This is a genomic window from Ureibacillus chungkukjangi, assembly GCF_003217295.1.
Lineage (GTDB): Bacteria > Bacillota > Bacilli > Bacillales_A > Planococcaceae > Ureibacillus > Ureibacillus chungkukjangi.
Genome location: NZ_QJTJ01000023.1, coordinates 1 through 22,026 on the forward strand (window position 1 = coordinate 1; position 22,026 = coordinate 22,026).

A 22,026-nucleotide genomic window follows, 5' to 3' on the forward strand; every position below is an offset into this window, starting at 1 on the left:
AGTACACACTGTAATATAAATTGAAACGCCGTATACGAGATCCGTACGTACGGTGTTGTGAGAGGGGCGAGAACTTATTCTCCCTCTACTCGATTAGTTTTATGTCACAGGTTGACGGGGGGAGCTGATTCGAGCGAATTCTATGACTTAAGGTGTCCACTCGTCACTTATAATTGCAACGAGCTCCCAGATAGAATGTTCATTTTGTTCAAATATGAGATAGACACTTTTCCAATCTTCATATTCTGTTTCTTTATAAAACTCGACGATTTTAGATCCTGGGAAGACCGCTTCTATAGGTTTGTGGCTGTTGCTTCGCTGTGTATTTGAGTCGAAAAATGCATTGTCTGGGTGAAGGAAAGTATCTGTTTTTAGGAATCTATCCATATAATCCTTTGGAGTATAGATTAAATTCATATTTGCTTCTCCAATGCCCCAAGTATACTTCGTGTCATCTTCTAATAGTGTTCGAACTTCACCTTTTTCAAAAATGACCCCATAGTTTTCTAGATAGGAAAGTAGTGATAAGACTAGACCTTTCTCCGAGTGCACGTAGTTTGATAGTAAATTCATATCTCGGTTACGAAGGGCAGAATATATTTCATTTGCTTTTTGTTCAACAGCTACTTGTTCTACGTCGGAAGTCTCTAGATCCTCTAGGGTTTGATTTAGATCGTCTCGCTGTTCATCCTCGTTCGCTGTTTGAGTTTTCTCTACTCCTGTTTCTTTTATATCTTGCCCTCCAGAGTGACTTTTTAATATTTGGGCAGTTTCCCTTACGGACAACCCTTGAATGCCCCTTAGGATTAATACTTCTCGAAACTTCTTTTTCAGTTTAGAGATTGAGAGGTAAAGCTCTCTCTGTTCCTCCCTTTTTAGGAGGATATGTTCGGGATTAGCTGTTGTTTGCTGCTTCCAAAAGCCCTCATCAAATGCTGTACTGTTTTTGTTGATTTTTGATTCTTTCTTTCTCGCTTCGTCTATGGCTATATTTCGTGCAATGGTGAAGAGCCAAGTCTTAGGTGAAGCTAGATTTTTATATGAGTTAAGACCACGCCCAGCTTTAATAAATACCTCTTGTACTAAATCCTCCACATCTGTGGTACCAGTGTAGTAAACCAAAAAGTTGTAAACATCATTGCTGTATAGGTAAAACCACTCCGAAATTTTCTCTCTGGCATTTGTCATAAAGTTAGGTTCCCCCGATATTTGAATTCATCTTATTAGACGTGTGAAATTTCAATTTGTGTCAAAGACAATTAACAATTATTGAAAAACTAAGAGCTTTAGCTTCAGTAAAATTAGAAATACGAATTCTACCTAGTTTTACTCCCTTCGAGTTAACCAACTTTTTTACAGTAAAAAACACCCATGCAACTCCGATAAAAGAAGTCACACAGATGTTTCAATTTAATATAACCTTAAACAATCTCCTCAACCTCAGCAAACCCCATCGTCTTACGAAACTTCATATTGTGATGGAAGTTGTTTAAAGCGTCGGATGGATCGATGAGACCGATATTTAATGATTCTAGAGTGGCGCGGTCAAACTTTACAGATAAGACGCAAAAGCGTTCAACATGGCCAGTTTCGGTGTTTAGCTGTTCATCATAGGCATGGACATAGACTGTCTGGACCGGCAGAAGGGCGAACATATCTCGTGCAATACGGATGGTGCAGCTGCAAACGTAATCCTGTTGAAGGTCGAAATACTTTGTTTTGGTTAACTTCTTTATCGATAAATTCCCGGCCTGTGTCAGGGTCTTCTCGTTTTTCGGAATGATGGTTTGGGAATAAACATCGAAAGTGACGTAAAGGGTAGAGGCGTTATTACAGCCAATTTCAAAGCCGCTTCCGAATTCATGCAAATCTTCTAGAGGATCCATTTCCTCTATAACTTCCATATAAGCATCTAAATCGCCAGCTAGTACACGTTCGCTTAAGCGTGTGAGCTTTACCCAGTCGTTATATTCTTCCTGATCCTCTTTACGAGCTTGAAGAACACCATTTTCAAGCACTTCTTTTTTATTGCTCTTAAATATTTTATCGAAAAACCCAGGCTTATAATTTTGTAATTGATATAAAGCCTGTTTTTCTCGTGGTCCAGCTTCATTGATATTAAAAAGGGGAGTGCGCTGTGCATGGTAATGCCAATCTACAGGCTCATCTGACTCGATATGAATGGATTTTAAAATTTCACAAGAGTTTTGATATTGATCGACCTCAAAGCGAGCTAGCTCCTGTTTTTCTTGTTTTTTCAATTGATTTAAATACTGACGCTGCTGGTAGGCCTGTGATTTGTATTGCTTGCTCTTACCGCCGCTTGTTGTTGTGTAGGAAAGTCCAGAGCCAGGAATCCCAACGGTTGAACGGCGTTTTCCATTTGAGCTTATGGAATAGCGTAAGCCGTTTCCTCCAAAGCTTAGGGAAGTGCTTTTCTTTCCTACATTTACTCTGACTCCTGGTGCTATTTTAATGCTTTTGCGAAAATTTAATCCCATATATACCTCCAAAATTTTTTGTTGTTACATAGGAGAATTTTTTTCCTCTTTCTTTATTTGTAAATAACGCCATATACCAATTGAAATTTCGTTTGCCTCTGCTTCATGAGGTGTATCCTTAAATGCATTATTGAAAACGGGTAAAATGGCTTCCATTACATAGAGATTTACGGAATTAGCTTGTAGCTCTTTTAGAAGATAGTTTGCATATTCTACACCATTTTCTAAATCATCAGGTGTTAACTTCTCTGTGAAGCCTTCTAACTGATGTACGAGCATGCTGCTTGTTACTTTGGTTTCTTCTGCTTTTTCATGAAGAGCATGGAAGATATCAGAGGTAATTAATATACTATTTGTTTTTTGTAAATGAGCGAGCATACCTTCAATATGGTTTAATACATTGTTTACAACGTCTTCTGGAGTTGCTAATTGTTTTGTGACCATTGCAATAATACGGAAGGAATGCTGAATCATTGCTAAGGCTTGTACAGCACATTCATAAGAATATTCACGGATTTGCTCCCCATATACATCGATAAATCGAGAGGCAAGCCATTCAACTTCACGAATTAGCTGCTTTTCAATCACTTGTTTTAATTCAGGCTCATTATTTTTAAATATGGCTTCAAATATTTGAATTAGGTTTTGTCTTCTGTGGACATGAGCTACTAATGCGAGTTGCTTTTGCAAAACATTCTTATCATTTGGTCTTGTATTTAAAGCTACCTCTATTCTAGCGGTAATAATCTCTTCTCTGGCTTCTTCAAGAATGGCAATCAAGCATTGAACTTTTGAGCTGAAATGATTATAAAAAGTTCCTTTGGATACATTTGCAGATGAAATAATGTCAATAATAGAAGTATCATTAAATCCTTTATCTAAAAAAAGCTGGCGTGCTGCATGTATGATTTGTCGTTTTCTTTTGTTCATAACCTCACCTTATCATCTGTTGAATAACGAATTTTATACCGTAAGTATAATTTGAAAACACTTTCATTTCAACTTTTTGGACGATAATTATTTTTATGTTGAAAAAAATAGACTGCAGGTATAGAATATATTTCGAGGGATGAAATGATAAAAGAGAGAGAGTGAAAATATATATATGAACAATGACTTTAAAACATTGGAAAAGCCCCCCTATTTAATGATAGCGGTTCTATTTGTGGGCGCCTTTGTTGCGTTTTTAAATAATACTTTATTAAATGTTGCACTTCCAACGATCATGACGGATTTAGGTGTAACCTATTCAACGGTTCAGTGGTTAGCAACAGGTTATATGTTAGTGAGTGGGGTATTGATTCCTGCCTCTGCATTTTTAATTACTCGTTTTAAAACGAGACCGCTATTTATCATTGCGATGTCGATTTTCGTTGTGGGGACATTAGTTGCAGCAATTGCTCCAAGCTTCCCAGTATTATTAACTGGTCGTATGATTCAAGCAGTTGGGTCATCTGTAATGGCTCCAATCTTAATGAACGTTATGTTAATCAGTTTCCCTGTTGAAAAACGCGGAGCAGCGATGGGGATGTTCGGATTAGTAATGATTGCTGCGCCTGCAATCGGCCCAACGCTATCTGGTTGGATTGTTGAGCGTTACGACTGGCGCGTTCTTTTTGAAATGATTTTACCAATTGCAGTACTAAGCTTATTATTCAGTATTTGGAAATTAGAAAATGTACTTCCAAATCGAAAAGTTACATTAGATTACTTCTCACTAGTACTTTCAACAATTGGTTTTGGTGGAATTCTTTATGGATTCAGTAATGCAGGAAATGATGGCTGGACTGATCCAATCGTTCTAACTACAATCATCGTTGGGGTTATTGGTGTTGTACTATTTGTTCTGCGTCAGCTTAAATTAGAGACTCCAGTTTTAAGTATGGAAATTTTTAAATCGCCTTTATATGCTTTGTCTTCTATCATTAGTGCCGTACTTTCGATGGCGATGATGGGCGGTATGATTTTAACACCGGCTTATGTACAAAGTGTTCGTGGAATCGACCCATTTGAATCTGGTTTAATGATGTTGCCAGGTGCCCTAGTAATGGCAATCATGTCACCAATTACAGGTCGTTTATTTGATAAAGTTGGACCGAAAATTTTAGCTATTACTGGTTTAGCAATTACAAGTGTTGCAACGTATTACTTGCATTTTTTAGACTTGGATTCATCTTATCTATACATTATTATGATTTACACACTTCGCATGGTTGGGATCTCAATGGTTATGATGCCAATTATGACAAACGGTTTAAATTCTTTACCAGCACGTTTAAATCCACATGGTACAGCGTCTAACAACACGATTCAACAGGTTGCTGGATCAATCGGTACTGCATTATTAATCGCGATTATGAACAAAAGAACAACAGCTACTGGAGAAGAATTAGCTGCACAAGCACAAGCGAATGCAACTGGTCCAATGTCAGAAGAGCAAATCGCCACTATGAAAGCTGAAATTATGCAGCAATCATTACTTGATGGTATCCAATATTCATTCTTAATCGCAACAGGTATTACAGTTGTCGCATTAGTTTTATCTTTATTCTTAAAACGAGCAGTAAGTCCTGATAGTAAAACAACGACAGCTGCTCCAGAAAATAATGGAAAAAATGCACCAGCAAGTGCAACATTAAATAAATAAAATCGTTATATATTACACCTATCACTGTGTACTTAATATAAAGAAAGGTCATTCCGGAGGTGGAATGACCTTTTTTGCGTTGAATAGTGGGCTTTCTACATTTGGAAAAGAATATTCTTCTGTAATATTTTGACGAGTGTTTTGAAATGAGTCATCAAAGAATATAATTAGTATTGTGTTATCCTTTTTCTAAATTGTCATATTGTGTAATATTTTCCAAAGTGGTAATTGGTGTATAATAAGGTAAGAAAAGAAGTAAGTCATGGGGGTTTTGTGGATGGATGTGCTTGATTTTCTAGATAAACTAGACGAAATGGATATTTTATTTGAACCAATTTATAGTGCAGATGAACATGTCATCGTTGCATATGAAGTAATTGGTCAATATACAAATGATGGGGAAACGATTAATATCATTGACTTTACATATGATGAAGTCATTCCTATAGAAATTCGTACTGAAGTAGAGCAGGCGCTTGTTAAAAAAGCAATCGAATTAGCAAAAGCTGAAGTTACTCAGAACCAGGTCAGACTGTACCTTCCATGTAATCCTAATTTGCTAATGGAGGATTTTGGTGATGGGTATTTCCAATTACTAAAAGAGACACTGGGTGAAGAGCTATTACCTAATATCTATCTAGTAATTCCTGAGCATAAGTTCAAAGGGGAAAGCGAGCAGCTACAGCATCCCATTCGCTATATAAAAACCTATGGAGTAAAAATAGCTTTAGATAATATAGGTTCTGAGAGTAATTTAGATCAGATTTTAATGTTTGAACCAGCAACATTAAAAATTAATGTAAGCCAGTTAAACTATAATGCTTGGGGTGCACAGAACCATGTGTTTACAACGATTCAATCGTTAGCAGTAAAAATTGGTGCTGCCCTGATGTTTGATAATATCCAAACCGACTATCAATTACATCATGCCTGGAAAAGCGGAGCAAGATATTTTAAAGGGGTTTATTTGCAAAAGCCAGCCAGTCAATTCATTCCTAGGGATACTTTAAAGGATCGCTTCAGAAATGAATGTAAGCAATTTATTTCAGCTGAAAAAAGATTGCTTGAAGTTAAATTTGAGGAAATGAAGAATCTCGGTAAAAAGATTACATCTACTGTGGAAATTACGAAGCCAGATGGAAAGAATGTTGAAAAACTCCTGCAGCTAGCCAATCTATTAGAGGATTATGCCTTCCGTTTCTATATTTGCAATGATGAGGGGTTCCAAATTTCTCCAAATATCGTTCGCCATAATGGAAAATGGGATGTTGAAGAATGTGCGGTAGGTAAAAACTGGAGCTGGCGTCCATATTTCTTATTCAACATTATCAAGATTCGAAATACGGAAAGAGGTAACTTATCGGGTATCTATAGTGATATTGAAACAGGTGAGCTTACTCGTACCTTCTCGATGGCATTAAACGAGCACGAATACCTTTTTGTCGACGTCACTTACGACTATCTCTATGAGCATAATATTGTGAACTAATCAGTATCCCTATTTATAGCTTTGGCTATGAATAGGGATTTTTTTTATTGAATTTGATGGGAGCTATCTGTGTATTTTCCGAAATTCATATTTTTTATCAAGTCCTGTTATGTAAGAAGTAATAGAAACATAAAATACTAGGTGTAATTACCATGAACGTTAAAGGGGGAAACGAGATTCAAATCCATGTAGTCCAGCCTAGACAATCGCTTTGGGGTATCGCACAAGCATATAACACAACAACTGAAAGAATCATTCAAGCCAATCAATTAGAAGACCCAGAGAATTTAGTCATTGGGCAAGCAATTGTCATTCCGATTACGGGAAGTTTTTATTGGGTGCAGCCGGGTGATTCGTTATACTCGATTGCACAACGTTTTGGTTTAAATTTTAATACCTTAGCTCAAATCAATGGCATCAATGTCAACACAACGTTAAGTGTTGGTACGCGCTTATACATCCCACCAATGCAAAGACGAAGCGCAGAAGTGAATATTTATATTGAGCCGATGGGTGACTCGGTTAGTGAGGAATTATTAACAGAAGCAAGAAGTGTAGGACCTTATTTAACGTATTTAGCACCGTTTAGTTATGAAGCAAGAAGAGACGGCAGCCTTGACCCGATACCAACTGAAGGTATCCCAGAAGCAGCAGGTGAAGCAGGGGTCACTTTAATGATGGTAGTGTCTAATTTAGAGAATGGTCAGTTTAGTGGTGAATTAGGAAGAGCGATTTTACAAAGCACGGCTGTTCAGGATGTATTACTTGAGAATATCGTTGAAGAAGCAAGACGAATCGGCAGGGTATCAGATATTCACTTTGATTTTGAATTTCTTCCAGGAGACCAACGCGAGGCTTATAATAACTTCCTAAGAAAAGCGGTTGCTTACTTACACGGAGAAGATTTCCTTGTTTCTACTGCACTAGCGCCAAAAACAAGTGCAGAGCAGGCAGGTCAATGGTATGAGGCCCATGATTATAGAGCTCATGGAGAGATTGTTGACTTCTCAGTGCTTATGACGTATGAGTGGGGCTACTCAGGTGGACCACCAATGGCAGTGTCACCAATCCCTCAGGTTGAAGAGGTTATCCAATATGCCTTAACAGTAATGCCGGCAAATAAAATTATGATGGGTCAAAATTTGTATGGCTATGATTGGACACTTCCCTTTGTTCAAGGAGGCCAATATGCTCGAGCGGTAAGTCCTCAAAGAGCGATTGAAATCGCCAGAACTAATAATGCGGTCATCGAATATGATTATACTGCACAGGCACCTCATTTTAACTATGTGGATAGTGAAGGTAGGGCACATAAAGTGTGGTTTGAGGATGCGAGGTCCATACAAGCAAAGTTTAACCTCATGAAGCGTTTAAACCTGCGAGGCATCAGTTATTGGAAGTTAGGCTTCCCATTCCCGCAAAACTGGCTGTTAATCGGTGAGAATTTCAACGTAGTGAAGCATTAATGTAGTCCTGTAATTATAAATAAAAAATATATGAAATATCTAAAAGGGCAGTAAAAGTGAACTGCCCTTTTTTTACGCGAAAAAAAATAATCTTACTATGAAGATAGAATAAGATAAATATAAATTCCTATTTTTAATCTATGACAATTGTATTACAATATTTGGTATAACGAATCAGGAGGTATATTTTGGTAAAGTTAAATAAAATTGGAATCCCTATTATGACGTTGGCAATGTCTTTTGGAATGGTGACTGCAGTTGGGGCAGAAACAGTAGATCAACCAACCGCAAAAAACCTACAGATACAGGTAGCTTCTACAGATAATATTGTAACAAAAAATGAGGTAGTAAAAAGATTTAAAGAGCTATTCCCGAAAAAGTTTGACTCTTTAACATTAAATGATTTCTACTTGAGTACTGCTCATTATTACCCAGAAGATGAAACGATACGCTATGATTTAAGCTTTTCGAAATTAGTTCAGGGTAAGGAAATTTACGGCAGTGCTACATTTAGAGGAGATAATCTTGAATTAGAGAGCTTCCATTTTGAACCGACAGACAAAAAAGGTGCACTTTTTCCAGCAAAGGTAACAAAAGAAGATGCTCAAAAATTAGCTGAGGATTTTGTTAAAAAGTTTGCAAATGGAAAACAGTATAAGCTAGATAAAAACAATGACGAGTATTATTACTATTATTCAAATCAATTACTAACAGAGCCAATCCAATATTATTTCACATTCACCAATACAGAAGAGAATGTTGAAATTGCTGATCAAAAAATGGAGGTAGCTGTACTTGGTAATGGGGATATTGTTCAATATTATCAATATTCAGCATCAGGTAATGGGAAAAATACCTTCGATAAAAAAGATAAGCTTGTAAATGAGAAGGACGTAATCAGTAAAATTAAAGACAACTTAAATTTACAATTACAGTATCAAGTAAACTATGACTACCGTACAGATAAAAATAATGTACAGCTAGTGTATACACCAGTAACACAGCATTCAGGCGTTAATGCTCTAACTGGACAATGGTTAACGAACAATGGTTTCTCAGAGACTCTTCCGCAGAACCCTAAAGTAGAAAAATTGGTGCAGCAGCCGCTAAATCCAAGACAAGAGGGAATCACGGTCGAGGATGCTAAGGAACTCGCTAAAAAATTGTTAGCGATTGATTCGGATAAGGTTAAGTTAAGGCTAGATAGTATTGAAGAATATACTACTAGAGAAGGGAAAGAAATAATCAGTATTTCTTACTCCTATGAATATCGAAATGGCAGCTATGGGACAAGCATCGAGCTAGATAAGCAAACAGGTGAAATCGTCAATTATTATAGCGTCAAAAATGAAGTGTTAAGAGAAGTAGGTGAGGATCCAAGCACCGACAAAAAGTTAACAAGTGATGAAGCGCTGGCACAAGCCATTAATCATTTAAAAGAATGGGTACCTTCCTCTTTACATGAATATATCAAACCTATTTCTGAGCCAACTACTGATGATGAATACGGCGTCTATAATTTCTCATTCCCACGCATCGTTAATGGGCTTGTTGTATCAGGCAACGAAATTAGTGTAGCAATCAATTTTGATGGGTCTTTAAATAGTCTATATGTGAATAAATTAGAGGTTGAAGAATGGCCAACAACTGAGGATGTTTTATCGAAAGAAGCAGCAGAAAAGATTTTTAACGAAGCACTAAGTTTGAAGCTTGCATATGTAAAAGAAAACTATAAAGCCGAAACGAAACACTATTCCTTAGTATATACGCCTATCTTTAATGAGAAGTCATCTACATTCCTAGATGCAAAAAGTGGAAAGTGGACAAGTCCTTATGGTGTAAAAGAGTATCCAATTGTTTCTCATAATACAGCAGAAGAAGAGTTAAATTACCTTATTCAAAATAATATATTAGAGGTTAAGGATAGTAAGTTTAATGCAGAAACGACTGTTAAAAAGGGAGAAGCATTAAAGGTACTTATAAAATCAATTTCATATTTCTATGAGGGGGCTTACCCACAAGAGGAGGAAGCTCATCAATCATTCGAGGATATCTCTCCGGACAACCCATATTATCAGATAGTTGAACGCGCTGTTTCGTTGGGTATTCTGGACACGGAAAAGCCTGAGTTTAACTCGTCTGCTAACATTACTCGTGAAGAACTGGCAGTATGGTATATAAAAGCACTTGGTCTTAATCAAGCCGCAAAGCATAGTGAAATTTATCAGCTTAAGGGTATTAAGGATGCAAAGGATGTAGCTTACACTGGTTATGTTGCATTAGCAGAAGCACTTGATATTCTTCCAGCCGAAAAGGGATTATTTTATCCGAAAAAAGCAGTAACCTATGCAGAGCTAGCTGTATCAACAATCCAACTAGCCCATAAAGTTTATGAAAACGGCACTAGCTTCAGATATTATTAATTAAAAAGGAAGCTGGCATACTTTTGTTATGTCAGCTTTTTTGGTGTTTATTTATGAAATGCTGTAAAGGTAATTCACAGGATTTTACATAAATTGATAGACAACGAGTACTATTTCACATAAAATATTCATATATGAATATATAATCATATATATAAGGAGGGGCTGTGTTGGAAGAGCAACTAAATCAACATCCATATGACTTAGATGAAGAAACATTATTTCTTGTGTCCCAAACATTTAAAGCGTTAAGTGATCCAACTCGAATTCGTATTTTAAATTTGTTATTTCATAAAGAACATTCGGTAAATGAAATCGCAGAGGCTCTTGAATTAAGACAATCAACAGTTTCACATCAGCTTCGTTTTTTGAAAAATTTACGCTTGGTCAAATATAGAAGAGAGGGTACTTCTCTTTTTTACTCTTATGATGACGAACACGTAATGCATATGCTTAAACAAACGATTGAGCACTCAAAGCATAGTTAAAGCTAAACCGTTAAATGATAACATATATTACTATATGCGCATATACTAATATAGAAGATGAAGGGAGGCGCTTAAATGGGACACGGACATGATCACGCACACCATAATCATACTCATGGAGCAAACAAAAAAACTTTAACAATTGCTTTCTTTATAATTGCTTCCTTTATGGTTGTTGAGGTTATTGGAGGGCTCCTAACAAATAGTCTTGCGTTATTGTCAGACGCAGGTCACATGTTAAGTGATGCCATTTCTTTAGGGGTTGGGGTTCTTGCCTTTAAATTTGGAGAAAAGACAGCAAGCTATAGTAAAACCTTTGGCTACAAACGTTTTGAAATTTTAGCAGCAGTATTTAATGGTGTTACCTTAATTCTTGTGGCTGTTTTTATTTGCTATGAGGCAATAGAGCGCTTTACAAATCCACAAGAAATCACATCCTCAGGTATGCTAGTCATTGCGATTATAGGGTTACTCGTGAATATCCTTGTTGCATGGATTTTACTACGTGGTGCAGATACAAAAGAAAATTTAAATCTTCGAGCAGCCTTTTTACATGTAATTGGGGATATGCTAGGTTCAGTGGGAGCGATTGTAGCTGCCCTTCTTATAATGTTCTTTGGCTGGGGCTGGGCAGATCCACTAGCAAGTATCATTGTTGCACTATTAGTTGCGGTTAGCGGAATTCGTGTTACAAAGGATTCTATCCATGTATTAATGGAGGGAGCACCAAGCAATATCCAAATCGATGAAATTATTAAGGTCTTTGAAGGTAAAGAAGGCATTCCTACTATTCATGATTTACATGTTTGGAGCATTACAAGTGGTCAAAATGCACTTTCCTGTCATGCGGTAGTTTCAAAAAACATGACCATACAAGAATGTCAAAAGCTATTAAACTCAATTGAGCATGATTTACTCCATCTTGGTATCGGCCATATTACGGTCCAAATGGAGGATTCCGAGCACGCTCATGAAAACTCGATACTTTGTAAAAATGACCATGAAAGTGGTCACCACCATCATCACCATTAATGGTTAGTGACAAGAAGGTACCTGAAAGTATAGGTATCTTCTTTTATTATATATTTGGAGCTTTTAGCTTTTACCATAACTGGGTAATATGACAACAGTAGCAATAATTAACATGAGGGTGAATGGATTGGAAAAGAGAAAAAATAGTAACGATGAACCGTTCAATATTTGGTCAGGAGTTTTGTTTGGATTAGGGTTAGTTGCGTTTATAGATGAAGTAGTCTTCCACCAGCTTTTACATTGGCATCACTTTTATGATAAATCAACAACGAGTATCGGACTTATTTCGGATGGGATTTTTCATGCATTCAGCTGGTTTGCCACTGTTGTAGGTCTTTTCATGCTTGCAGATATTCGGAGAAGAAAGGTGTGGAATGTTAAACGATGGGTTGGTGCAGCAATTTTAGGTGCTGGTGTTTTTCAGCTGTATGACGGAATCATTCAGCATAAACTGATGCGTCTACACCAAATTCGGTATGATGTTGATGTAATTTACTATGATATTGTATGGAATGTGATAGCAGCTTGCATGATTATTATTGGTATCGTACTTGTAATGCAGAAAAAATCCCCGAATCATAAGAAAAATGAAGGTGAAGCTTAATGCATCATCATAATCATGGCAATGGATTTCTTGATATCCTGCTGTATATTTTGCTGATAGTATTGATTGTCGGTTATTTAGTTTTGGTTTATGGGACAAATAAAAAATATAAGGAATGGCCAATGATTCGCTGTGTATTTTGGATAATTGGAATTGCTGCTGTCTTTTTAGGCATTGCAGGACCAATTGCTGAACGAGCCCATGCAAGCTTTCAAGCACACATGATGACACATCTTCTACTAGGTATGCTAGGGCCGCTTTTACTCGTTCTTTCTGCACCGATGTCACTCTTATTAAGAAGTGTCCCGGTAACATGGGGAAGGATTTTGAGCAAGGTGTTAAAAAGCTTCTATGTGCGGTGGATTACCCACCCAATTATTGCGAGTATACTTAATGCTGGAGGTCTATGGATTCTTTACACAACCGATTTATATCACTCAATGCAATCATCAAATCTGTTGCATGTTTTTGTTCACGTCCATGTCTTCTTAGCGGGCTATGTATTTACCCTGTCTATGATCTACATCGAAGTAACACCACATCGGACGAGCTTCCAGTTAAGGGCGATTGTGCTGATACTAGCAATGGCTGCACACAGCATATTGTCAAAATGGATTTATGCCAATCCTCCGCTTGGAGTTGAAGCAACGGATGCACAGCTCGGTGGAATGCTGATGTATTATGGTGGGGATGCCATTGATTTAGTAATCGTCATTCTCTTATGTGCTCAATACTTTAAAGGAAAGAAACGAGCGGTAGAGGGAAGAGTATACACTGTAGCTAAAACTTCAGAAGGATGAAGGGTTCACAACTTAGGAAGTCCTTCATCCTAGAAATTATTTCTTTTTCAATAGCTCTTTTAAGGTTGTAAGTACAGCTTCAAATGGTTGGTTTTCCCCAACTTTATAGAAATCACCGAATAAATCTCCCTTATTTTTAATCCGCTCCAAAACAGTTGGGATAGTAAATAGCTTGGGTGTTAAACTGCTATTTACTTCGTGCCATTCTAAAGGTGTTGCTATTAAACCCGATTCATTTCCTCTTGGGGAATAGGGACTCACAATTGTTTTCCCCTCTGCATGCTGAACGTAATCTAAATACAGCCGGTTCCCCCGATTTTTCTTCATACGCTCTATGGTAAAGGCTCTTGGATTCTGATCTACCAGAAAACGGCACACAAACTCCGTGAAAATCCGGGTTTCATCAAAGGTAAATCGATTCTTAGGAAGTGGAATATAAATCTGTAAGCCTTTCCCTCCAGACGTTTTAACAAAGGAGTGCAAATTAAATTTATCAAATATTGCCTTCATGCTCAGTGCAGCTTCTATCGCTAAAGCGAAATCATCAACAGAAGGAGGATCTAAGTCAAAAACGATTTCTGTTGGCTTCATTGTATCAATTGTTTTAAATGGGATATGAAATTCGATGGCTAGTTGATTGCCAAGCCACAATAATGTCTTCAAATCGTTACAAACAATATATTCAATGTCTTCTTCAACACTTGTTTTGATAAAGCTAGGCGTATAATCAGGTGCGTTTTTTTGGTAAAAGCTCTCCCCAGGTACCCCATGTGGATATCGAATCGATGTTAATAATCGATTTTCCAAGAACGGCAAAAAGAAAGGTGCTACCTCCTGAAGATACAGAATATAATCATCCTTAACTAAACCAACTGCTGGCCAAATAGGTTTATCTGGATGGGTAATAGCAACTGATTCAGGAATGGGATTGAGCCCTCGCAGCATCCTTTTCCAGGTGACTTCAAGTGGGGATACGTCAAATCGAAAGGCTTCAAAACGTGGCTCACGTAGTTTTTTACCGTCGAAATCAATACAAGCTACATCAACGCAAATAGATGGGGGAAGTACCCATGCTGTTGCGGATGCTTTTGTTCCCTTTGTTTGAAAAAATGTAGCGAGTGTTTGCAGCTCATCGTCGGAAAGGCCATGACGAAAAGTAGTTACTTCAACTAATTCTTCATCCTGAAAAACTGCTCCATTAAAGTATCCGTTCGATTGATCGAATAGCGTTAAGATGATGGTTACGATACGCCAATTTTTTACCTTTATCCAAAGGTTTGTCCGTTTCCCGCTTTCCCAAGGACTGTTCGTTTTCTTCGCTATCATTCCTTCGCCATTCCAGTCTTTAAGTTTATCCCAGAGAATAGCACTATCCTTAAATACCTCCATTAGTTGGAGCTGTCCTCTATTCCTGAAGGAAGGAGAAAGAGGAAGTTCTACAGCTTCAAATAATGTCTGTAGCTTTTGTTTTCTCATTAAGAGGGGATTTTGGGTGAAATCCTCTCCTGAAATTAGGAGTAAGTCAAAGGCTATAAATGAGCAGGAGAATTTTTCACTGGATTCCATAATCGTTTTTTTAGTACGCATTCTACCTCGAGATTGAACAATCGAAAAATCACTTTTATAGTCATTTTGCAGAAAAACTATTTCGCCATCTAAAATGAGCGGTAAATAGGAAGAGAATTTGTGAGCTATCTCTTCGCAAAACTGAACGATTTCAGGGAAGTATTCGGTTAATTCTTTATCATTTCGGCTTATTAGAGTTACTCCAGCTATGTCCCATTTTAAAATACATCGAAAACCATCATATTTTGTCTCGTAAATCCAATCCTTGCTAGTTGGAACAGATTCAGCTGAAGTTAAGAGCATCGGTTTCATTTAGTAAACCTCGTTTTTGATTTAGTTTTTAACTAATTTAGATGGTTATACATAGTTAACAGCAGTATTCATCATAATAAGAAAAAAGTAGGTGAAGAAGTTTGCATACAGTTTGGAAGGGTAGTATTAGCTTTGGGCTTGTCAATATACCGGTGAAGCTACATACCGCTACTGAAAATAAAGATATCAAGTTGCGTCAGCTCCATAAAGAATGTAACAGCCCCATCAATTATCAAAAGGTTTGTCCGATATGTGAGCAGGAAGTAAAGAGTGAAGATATAGTAAAGGCGTATGAGTACTCCAAAAACAAATTTGTTGTGTTAGATGACGAGGAACTTGAAAATTTGCGCAAAGAAAATGAAGACAAAGCAGTAGAAATTATAGAGTTTGTAAAGCTAGAGGAGATAGACCCAATCTATTTCGAGCGTAGTTATTTTCTTGCACCAGACACTGGTGGGGGAAAAGCATATGCACTTTTGCGTGAGGCATTGAGTAGCTCTGGGAAAATTGGTGTAGCGAAAATTACGATTCGTTCTAAGGAGCAGCTAGCAATAGTTCGTGTATATGATGGAACGTTAATCATGGAAACCATTCATTTTCCTGATGAAGTGCGCAGTTCAAAAGAGGTACCCAATATTCCGAGTGATGAGAAAATTACTGAAAAAGAGCTTGATACAGCTCTCATGCTTATCGATCAATTAACAGCAAAGTTTGAGCCAGACAAATATCGGGATGATTATCGAACTGCATTGCTGGAACTAATCGAGCAGAAGAAAAATGGTGAGCTGACTGTAACAGTAAGCGAAAAAGAATCAGTGATTCCTTCAGATATGACAGATTTGATGTCTGCATTACAAGCATCTCTTGATAAAACTTCAACAACAAAGAAGAAGACAACAACAAGAAAACGCAAGGCGACTGCCGAGAAAAAAGAGGCTTAATATCTGAGGAATTTAGATTGTGGAGTGAGCAAAAAACAGTCCGTTATATGCTGCATGCACCCCAACTTCCACTATGTATAAAAAACCACAACTCCTACAATTACAGAGTTGTGGTTTCTTTTATCATTCAAAATCTAATTTATAGTCTTCATCTTTAATAACTTTTAGTTTCTTTTTGAACACATAGATAAAAATCAAATTCAGAATGAGTGGAAGGAAAAAGAACAGACTTAGCATAATGGCAATGTTGGAGCTAGTCCACCCACCTTCAGCTAAATTAATATAATTTAATGGACCAACTAAGCCCGATAAGCCGAACCCTGCACTATAAGGGGTTCCTTGAACATTGAATACCCCTGCAAGCCCTCCAAGGATAGCGGCAGTGATTAGCATTGGAATGGCGATGGTCGGCTTCATAAAGAAGTTTCGCATTTGAATTTTAGGTGATCCTAAAACATGAGCCAAGGCTGTACCTAAGGAATTTGCTTTAAGACTAGCTAAGAACAGTCCCATACCAACTGCTACAATCCCTAGGTTTGCTGCTCCCGAACCAATCCCTGAAAGCATAATTACTGTGGCAATACCCACCGTAGAAATTGGCGAGATAATGACTACTCCAAAAATCACTGCCAATAATGCCCCCATTAAGATAGGCTGTAGACCTGTTAAGTAAGCTACCACTTCACCGATTAATCCAGCACTAGTTTGTACGTAAGGTAAAATCATATATCCAATCATTCCAGGAACCACTACAGATAACATGGGAATTAAAAGAATTGAGTATTCCTTTAATCTTTCACCGACAAGCTTTACAAACAACACTGCAAGAGCTGCAGTTAAACCTGCGTTAAGAGTTACGCCAATGCCATTTAGGGTAAAAAAACCTTCCGCAGTTTTTATAATTGATCCACTTCCTATTACCGTGGCAATTCCGACACTTGCCGTTTGAATTTGAGTTAGTTTAAATTGCATTGCTACCAAGATTCCTGTTAAGAGAGGGAGCATACTCATTACAATAACTGTTGCATCGTATAGATGTTGAAGTGCAGGTACAGAAGGGATGATTAATTTTAATATTTCGCCAAGTAAAGCGTTGGGAATAAGCGCACAAACGATGGCGATACTCATTCCATTTAAGAGCTTACTGAAGAAATCTCTCATATGTATAAACCTCTTTCTATGTATAATAGTTTTCTAATTATATATGTATAACTATTCAGAATCAACTTAAAATTTAGCGCTTCAACGCATTGAAGTATTAAGTTTAAGTAAATATAACGTAAACTCGTTAGGTTGTAAATAGATTTATAGGGGTTGGATAATACTACTCATTTATACTTTCTTTGTAAATAAAGGTTAACTTATTAATTTTAGGGGAAAAAATACAGTGTAAACTTATAATGAAGGAGTAGATAGAGATGAAAGTCAAAGCATTATTAACAGTTCCATTATTATTAGGAGTTTTAGCTGGTTGTGGAGATAACGACGTTGACCAGGATGAAGTCGTAATAAATCCTACACCAACAAATGAAACAACGACAAACAATGCAGATGATACGACTACAGAAAATGCAAATCAAACAAATGAGGAAAATACAGGACAGCAACAGGAAGTTACATCTTATAATTTCGAGCATTTTGACTTAGATGTAGAGTATGCAAACGATGTTTCGTACAATGCTGAATATACGAACACTCAAAATAATATTACTGCTGAATTTGAGGATGAAGCAAATAAAGTAGATGTATCTGGTGATGAAGCTTATAATCAAATTTCACCTTATCTTGGGCAGTTAACTTTTGATGAAACTACTGAGGACCAGGAAGTGTTAAACCAGGTAATGACTGCCTTTGGTTTAGAGGATAACTATACTGAATTTGAGCTAGAAGTAAAGTTCCTGAATGGAGAAAAAAAGGAATACAAATTCAATAAATAATAAATGTTGCCGCATATATTCTAATTTAACTTAGACTATATGCGGTTTATTATTGTCATAGAAGTGGAGAAAACTATATAGTTAAGTTGACAATACATAAAAGGAGCGTTTGTATATGAACGTCTTATTAGTAATTGGTGCAATTTTAGCCTTTTTAGGAGTTGTACTTGGTGCTTTTGGCGCCCACGCTTTAAAGGAGAAGTTCCCTGAGCCACGCTATGAGCAAATTTGGAATACAGCTGTTCAATATCAGATGTATCATGCCTTGGGATTAATTCTACTGGGTATTCTTTCGATGGATGCACTCTTAGGAAACTCTGGTTTACTATCCTGGGCAGGGTACTTAATGTTAGCAGGTGTAGTTTTCTTCTCAGGAAGCCTATATGTGCTATCCGTAACTGGTGTGAAAAAGTTAGGAGCTATTACACCGATTGGCGGTCTATTATTTTTAGTAGCTTGGATTCTGTTATTTGTAGAAATTATCTAATTGCAGGTTGAGATGGATTTTCTTTTGAAGGAAAAAAGTGAAAAGGCTAAGTAAAGCATGGCGATTCATATTGGGATTGCCATGTTTTTTATATTTCCTAAAATGCGGATGACTATGGATTCTTAAGCGAAGAAATTTCCGTTAATGTGTATAGGTGCTTAAGCAGTGGAAATAAGCGGAGATTTTCCTGTTAACTTGTCAAAATACGTTAAAATTCAAGGATTCGAGCAATATAACCGAAAAAAATTCCTTTATTTTAATGAAAACATGGATATTCTGAGATTTAAACGAAAATAATCCTGTTATTTTCCAGCCCTCGTAGCCTCACCTAAGCGATAGGGTGAATTTCACGCAGCCCTGCAAAATTAAATAAATAAGCAGCCTCTAAAGCCTGAGACTGCTCATTTTTTCTACCTTTGATGCACTTTTTCCCCTTGAACCCACACCTCACGAATGTTTTCTGGGCGGGCAAGATAGAGGATTTTCTGGAATATATCCTCTAATGGATCATTGAAGATAGGAAGCTTTCCATTCTGTAGGTTGGTGTTGATGATTTGTACGTCCCATGCGTAATTTTCTTCAATTTTCCCAATTGGTAGGCTTAAGGATTCGCCACCACCAGCTGTAGCCAGGTAGAAGGCCTCATTAGTAGTGAGTCTTGAAGAATCTACACCTCTTTTGTCAGCAGAAATAGTAGTATCTACGCCTTCCTCAAGCATTCTAGAAGCAATCACAGCTTGTCTGATATTATCGTAAAGGCTTGGAGAAAAGCCTCCTGACACGTCTGTACCTAAACCAATGTCCACTCCTAATTCATGGATATGCTTTGCAGGAAAAACGCCATTTGAGAAGAAGACATTCGAAACTGGACAATGTGCAGCAGCTGTACCGGTTTCTGCAAAGAGCTTTGCATCCTCATCAGCTATAAAATTACAGTGAGCCATGACAGATTTTTCTTGTAGTAAGCCAAAATCATTCAAGGCAAATGCATCATTTTTATCGTACCGGTCCTTCACATAGCCATGCTGCCAATCGCTTTCACTACAATGGGATTGAATATGGGTATTATACTTCGCAGCTAATTCACCTAAGCCTTGTAAAGCTTCATCTGTACAGCTTGGAATAAAGCGAGGTGTGACGACTGGATAGACACCTTGTTTCGTTTGTTCGTTTAATTGTTGTACCTCAATGATAAATTCCTCTGTTTCTTTTAGTGCTGTGGCTGTATCGGCGTCTCGGTAATAGTCTGGGCATTGATCGTCATTATCCATGACTACCTTTCCAACCAGCCCACGCTGACCTAGCAAAGAGCAGATTTTAGCTAAGAGGAGACTTGCTTGTTTATGTACAGTGGCAAAATAAAGTACAGTCGTTGTTCCGTTTGCAAGTAGTGTTTTGACTAAATCCTCATAAACAGCTTGTGCAAAGTCGATATCAGAGAACTTAGCTTCAACTGGGAAGGTATAAGCATTCAACCAATCTTCAAGTGGAAGGTCAAGGGCAGTACCAGCTTGAGCCCATTGAGGAGCATGGACATGTAAATCTATAAATCCAGGCAATATATACTCGTCATTTGATAAGCGGCGGAAGTTTCCTTTTCCTTCGTATTCCTTCAGTATAGCCTCATATTGTTCATCAAGAGGGGAGAACAATTGTTCAATGATTCCGTCTCCACTAATGCAGTAGAGAAAATCTTTTAAAATAGTTACCTCTGAAAAGCTCTTGCTAGTAAAAGCAGTTCCTAGAAATACCTGAGCGTAGTTTGCCATAGATGACCCTCCTATAAAATTGAATATTTAGAAAATTTACTATGTTGATATTATAGTAGAAAACAAAGCCTCGGTCTAATGAAAGATATTTATGAAATTGATAATCATCTTAAGGAAGAAATCCTGTAGGTTTGGGTATTCTATATTTAAGAAATCTTTTTAAGGAAGTGCAGGAAATGCTAAAGGAAATTTACGCAGATTTACATATACATATTGGCCGTACTGAAAAGGGAAGAGCGGTTAAAATAACAGGAAGCAACAATTTAACGTTAAAAAATATATTAGAAACAGCTACTTCAAGAAAAGGGTTAGACTTAATCGGTATCATAGATTGTCAATCTCCTGAGGTCATTGAGGAACTTGAGCAGCTAGTTCAAGATGGGAAAGCGAGGGAGCTTACAGAAGGTGGAGTGCGATACGAAAATACAACACTAATTCTAGGCTCTGAAATTGAAATTTATGATGAAAATTGCCATGGACCAATTCATGTTCTTGCTTATTTGCCATCTATTGAAAGGATGCGAGAATTTTCACAATGGATGAGTAAGCAGCAAAAAAATATTCATCTAAGCTCACAGCGAATTTATTGTGATGGGAAGACACTGCAGCAAAAGGTTAATGATTTAGATGGATTATTCATTCCTGCCCATGTATTCACTCCGTTTAAAAGTCTTTATGGGAAGGGTGTAAAGAAAAGTTTGAGTGAGGTATTTAATCCTGATTTAATCGATGCCATTGAGCTTGGCTTAAGTTCAGATACTTATATGGTGAAGGGCATGAGCGAGCTAGCCACCTATACTTTTGTAACGAATTCAGATGCGCACTCATTAGGTAAGCTTGCACGGGAATATCAAAAAATTAGTGTAGCAGATGCCAATTTTGAAGAGTTGAAAAAAGCACTCCATCAAAAGGCTGGGAGAAAAATTATCGCAAATTATGGCTTGAACCCACTTCTTGGAAAGTATCATGAGACGGTTTGTGCAGATTGCGGGGAACAAATTCTAGAAGCAGGGCATACCCGATGTCCTTATTGTGGGAAAGAGCATTTGACTAAAGGGGTGGCGAAAAGGATTGCTGAATTATCGGATGCCCCTTTACAGGAAGTAGAAAGACCACCTTATATCCATCAAGTGCCACTGGATTTTATTCCCGGGATTGGCCCCAAAACCATATCGAAGCTGTTAGATGTCTTTGGTACGGAGATGAATATATTGCACGAAGCCTCAGTTAAAGATTTAACAGAAGTGATTCCAGAGAAATTAGCCGATAGGATTGAATTAGCGAGATCCGGTAAATTAGGAATTACAGTTGGTGGAGGCGGAGTTTATGGGAAAATTAATGGAGACAAATCTTAAAAGAGCGGATTTAATAGGAACGATTGAAAAGGGAAACGAATTAGTTTTATAGAAAATAAAAATAAAAAAACAAGCTACCTTGTTTAAGACGGGGAATCTTAAACGTAGCTTGTTTTAAAGGGATGTATGTCACTTGGACATATATTATATAGCAAATTGGGGAATTTGCGGTTTTGGGTTACCACAAAAATTTGCTAGGGGATACAATA

General features: G+C 37.3%; 18 protein-coding genes. 12 read left to right on the forward strand and 6 right to left on the reverse strand.

Annotated elements, in window-relative coordinates; translation table 11 throughout:
- Window positions 1–147: 147 nt before the first annotated feature.
- The 3 genes from BJ095_RS19290 to BJ095_RS14105 all read right to left on the reverse strand — a co-directional run bounded on the left by BJ095_RS19290 (window position 148) and on the right by BJ095_RS14105 (window position 3,431).
- On the reverse strand, window positions 148–1,188 hold the full coding sequence (locus BJ095_RS19290; protein WP_235867670.1) for an RNA polymerase sigma factor: 1,041 nt from the start codon (window positions 1,186–1,188) through the stop codon (window positions 148–150).
- A gap of 233 nt (window positions 1,189–1,421) precedes the next feature.
- Window positions 1,422–2,501 carry a DUF4236 domain-containing protein gene (locus tag BJ095_RS14100; protein ID WP_107936183.1) on the reverse strand — a complete coding sequence of 360 codons (1,080 nt, stop codon included), beginning with the start codon at window positions 2,499–2,501 and terminating at the stop codon, window positions 1,422–1,424.
- Between the two features lie 24 nt (window positions 2,502–2,525).
- Window positions 2,526–3,431, reverse strand: a complete 906-nt coding sequence (locus BJ095_RS14105; RefSeq protein WP_107936185.1) for a TetR/AcrR family transcriptional regulator — start codon at window positions 3,429–3,431, stop codon at window positions 2,526–2,528.
- Window positions 3,432–3,606: 175 nt separating this feature from the next.
- On the opposite strand from BJ095_RS14105, the gene BJ095_RS14110 reads away from it, so the two are divergent.
- The 8 genes from BJ095_RS14110 to BJ095_RS14145 all read left to right on the forward strand — a co-directional run bounded on the left by BJ095_RS14110 (window position 3,607) and on the right by BJ095_RS14145 (window position 13,450).
- Complete coding sequence (locus tag BJ095_RS14110; protein ID WP_107936187.1) at window positions 3,607–5,148, forward strand: DHA2 family efflux MFS transporter permease subunit; 1,542 nt, start codon at window positions 3,607–3,609, stop codon at window positions 5,146–5,148.
- 277 nt (window positions 5,149–5,425) lie between these two features.
- Window positions 5,426–6,637, forward strand: coding sequence for an EAL domain-containing protein (locus BJ095_RS14115; RefSeq protein WP_107936189.1), 1,212 nt, complete (start codon window positions 5,426–5,428; stop codon window positions 6,635–6,637).
- Between the two features lie 176 nt (window positions 6,638–6,813).
- Window positions 6,814–8,103, forward strand: a complete 1,290-nt coding sequence (locus tag BJ095_RS14120) for a LysM peptidoglycan-binding domain-containing protein (RefSeq protein WP_107936256.1) — start codon at window positions 6,814–6,816, stop codon at window positions 8,101–8,103.
- A 188-nt stretch (window positions 8,104–8,291) separates the two neighbouring features.
- The gene (locus tag BJ095_RS14125; RefSeq protein ID WP_107936191.1) at window positions 8,292–10,526 is read left to right on the forward strand and encodes a YcdB/YcdC domain-containing protein; all 2,235 of its coding nucleotides are present in this window, start codon (window positions 8,292–8,294) and stop codon (window positions 10,524–10,526) included.
- Between the two features lie 170 nt (window positions 10,527–10,696).
- A complete protein-coding gene (locus tag BJ095_RS14130) occupies window positions 10,697–11,014 on the forward strand; it encodes an ArsR/SmtB family transcription factor (RefSeq protein WP_107936193.1) in 318 nt (105 codons plus the stop codon).
- Between the two features lie 75 nt (window positions 11,015–11,089).
- On the forward strand, window positions 11,090–12,046 hold the full coding sequence (locus tag BJ095_RS14135) for a cation diffusion facilitator family transporter (protein ID WP_107936195.1): 957 nt from the start codon (window positions 11,090–11,092) through the stop codon (window positions 12,044–12,046).
- Window positions 12,047–12,173: 127 nt separating this feature from the next.
- Window positions 12,174–12,650, forward strand: a complete 477-nt coding sequence (locus BJ095_RS14140; protein WP_235867671.1) for a DUF2243 domain-containing protein — start codon at window positions 12,174–12,176, stop codon at window positions 12,648–12,650.
- Window positions 12,650–13,450 (forward strand): cytochrome c oxidase assembly protein, encoded by an 801-nt coding sequence (locus BJ095_RS14145; RefSeq protein ID WP_107936197.1) that lies wholly within the window; start codon window positions 12,650–12,652, stop codon window positions 13,448–13,450. Before BJ095_RS14140 ends, BJ095_RS14145 begins: the two co-directional genes overlap by 1 nt.
- Window positions 13,451–13,486: 36 nt before the next feature.
- Here the strand turns inward: BJ095_RS14145 and BJ095_RS14150 are convergent, their stop codons facing one another.
- Entirely contained in the window at window positions 13,487–15,328 is a 1,842-nt protein-coding gene (locus BJ095_RS14150) for a DNA ligase D (protein WP_107936199.1), read from the reverse strand.
- Window positions 15,329–15,429: 101 nt separating this feature from the next.
- Between BJ095_RS14150 and ku the strand changes: the two genes are divergently transcribed.
- Entirely contained in the window at window positions 15,430–16,269 is an 840-nt protein-coding gene (gene ku / locus BJ095_RS14155) for a non-homologous end joining protein Ku (RefSeq protein WP_107936201.1), read from the forward strand.
- Window positions 16,270–16,392: 123 nt separating this feature from the next.
- Here ku and BJ095_RS14160 read toward each other — a convergent pair whose 3' ends face one another.
- Window positions 16,393–17,430 (reverse strand): PTS transporter subunit IIC, encoded by a 1,038-nt coding sequence (locus tag BJ095_RS14160; protein WP_107936203.1) that lies wholly within the window; start codon window positions 17,428–17,430, stop codon window positions 16,393–16,395.
- A 257-nt stretch (window positions 17,431–17,687) separates the two neighbouring features.
- Here BJ095_RS14160 and BJ095_RS14165 point away from each other — a divergent pair, with 257 nt between their 5' ends.
- Window positions 17,688–18,206, forward strand: a complete 519-nt coding sequence (locus BJ095_RS14165; RefSeq protein ID WP_107936205.1) for a YusW family protein — start codon at window positions 17,688–17,690, stop codon at window positions 18,204–18,206.
- Window positions 18,207–18,321: 115 nt separating this feature from the next.
- A complete protein-coding gene (locus tag BJ095_RS14170) occupies window positions 18,322–18,693 on the forward strand; it encodes a DUF423 domain-containing protein (protein ID WP_107936206.1) in 372 nt (123 codons plus the stop codon).
- A 410-nt stretch (window positions 18,694–19,103) separates the two neighbouring features.
- Here the strand turns inward: BJ095_RS14170 and guaD are convergent, their stop codons facing one another.
- A complete protein-coding gene (gene guaD, locus BJ095_RS14175; RefSeq protein ID WP_107936208.1) occupies window positions 19,104–20,462 on the reverse strand; it encodes a guanine deaminase in 1,359 nt (452 codons plus the stop codon).
- A 176-nt stretch (window positions 20,463–20,638) separates the two neighbouring features.
- Between guaD and BJ095_RS14180 the strand changes: the two genes are divergently transcribed.
- Window positions 20,639–21,817 (forward strand): endonuclease Q family protein, encoded by a 1,179-nt coding sequence (locus BJ095_RS14180; RefSeq protein WP_107936210.1) that lies wholly within the window; start codon window positions 20,639–20,641, stop codon window positions 21,815–21,817.
- Window positions 21,818–22,026 lie beyond the last annotated feature (209 nt).

What these genes read in the sequence shown, in the direction of transcription:
- BJ095_RS14100 (WP_107936183.1), bottom strand. Translation starts at nt 2,501, where the DNA reads ATGGGATTAAATTTTCGCAAAAGCATTAAAATAGCACCAGGAGTCAGA.
- BJ095_RS14150 (WP_107936199.1), bottom strand. Translation starts at nt 15,328, where the DNA reads ATGAAACCGATGCTCTTAACTTCAGCTGAATCTGTTCCAACTAGCAAG.
- BJ095_RS14170 (WP_107936206.1), top strand. Translation starts at nt 18,322, where the DNA reads ATGAACGTCTTATTAGTAATTGGTGCAATTTTAGCCTTTTTAGGAGTT.
- BJ095_RS14115 (WP_107936189.1), top strand. Translation starts at nt 5,426, where the DNA reads ATGGATGTGCTTGATTTTCTAGATAAACTAGACGAAATGGATATTTTA.
- BJ095_RS14165 (WP_107936205.1), top strand. Translation starts at nt 17,688, where the DNA reads ATGAAAGTCAAAGCATTATTAACAGTTCCATTATTATTAGGAGTTTTA.
- guaD (WP_107936208.1), bottom strand. Translation starts at nt 20,462, where the DNA reads ATGGCAAACTACGCTCAGGTATTTCTAGGAACTGCTTTTACTAGCAAG.
- BJ095_RS14105 (WP_107936185.1), bottom strand. Translation starts at nt 3,431, where the DNA reads ATGAACAAAAGAAAACGACAAATCATACATGCAGCACGCCAGCTTTTT.
- BJ095_RS14110 (WP_107936187.1), top strand. Translation starts at nt 3,607, where the DNA reads ATGAACAATGACTTTAAAACATTGGAAAAGCCCCCCTATTTAATGATA.
- BJ095_RS14145 (WP_107936197.1), top strand. Translation starts at nt 12,650, where the DNA reads ATGCATCATCATAATCATGGCAATGGATTTCTTGATATCCTGCTGTAT.
- BJ095_RS14160 (WP_107936203.1), bottom strand. Translation starts at nt 17,430, where the DNA reads ATGAGAGATTTCTTCAGTAAGCTCTTAAATGGAATGAGTATCGCCATC.
- BJ095_RS14180 (WP_107936210.1), top strand. Translation starts at nt 20,639, where the DNA reads ATGCTAAAGGAAATTTACGCAGATTTACATATACATATTGGCCGTACT.
- BJ095_RS14135 (WP_107936195.1), top strand. Translation starts at nt 11,090, where the DNA reads ATGGGACACGGACATGATCACGCACACCATAATCATACTCATGGAGCA.
- BJ095_RS19290 (WP_235867670.1), bottom strand. Translation starts at nt 1,188, where the DNA reads ATGACAAATGCCAGAGAGAAAATTTCGGAGTGGTTTTACCTATACAGC.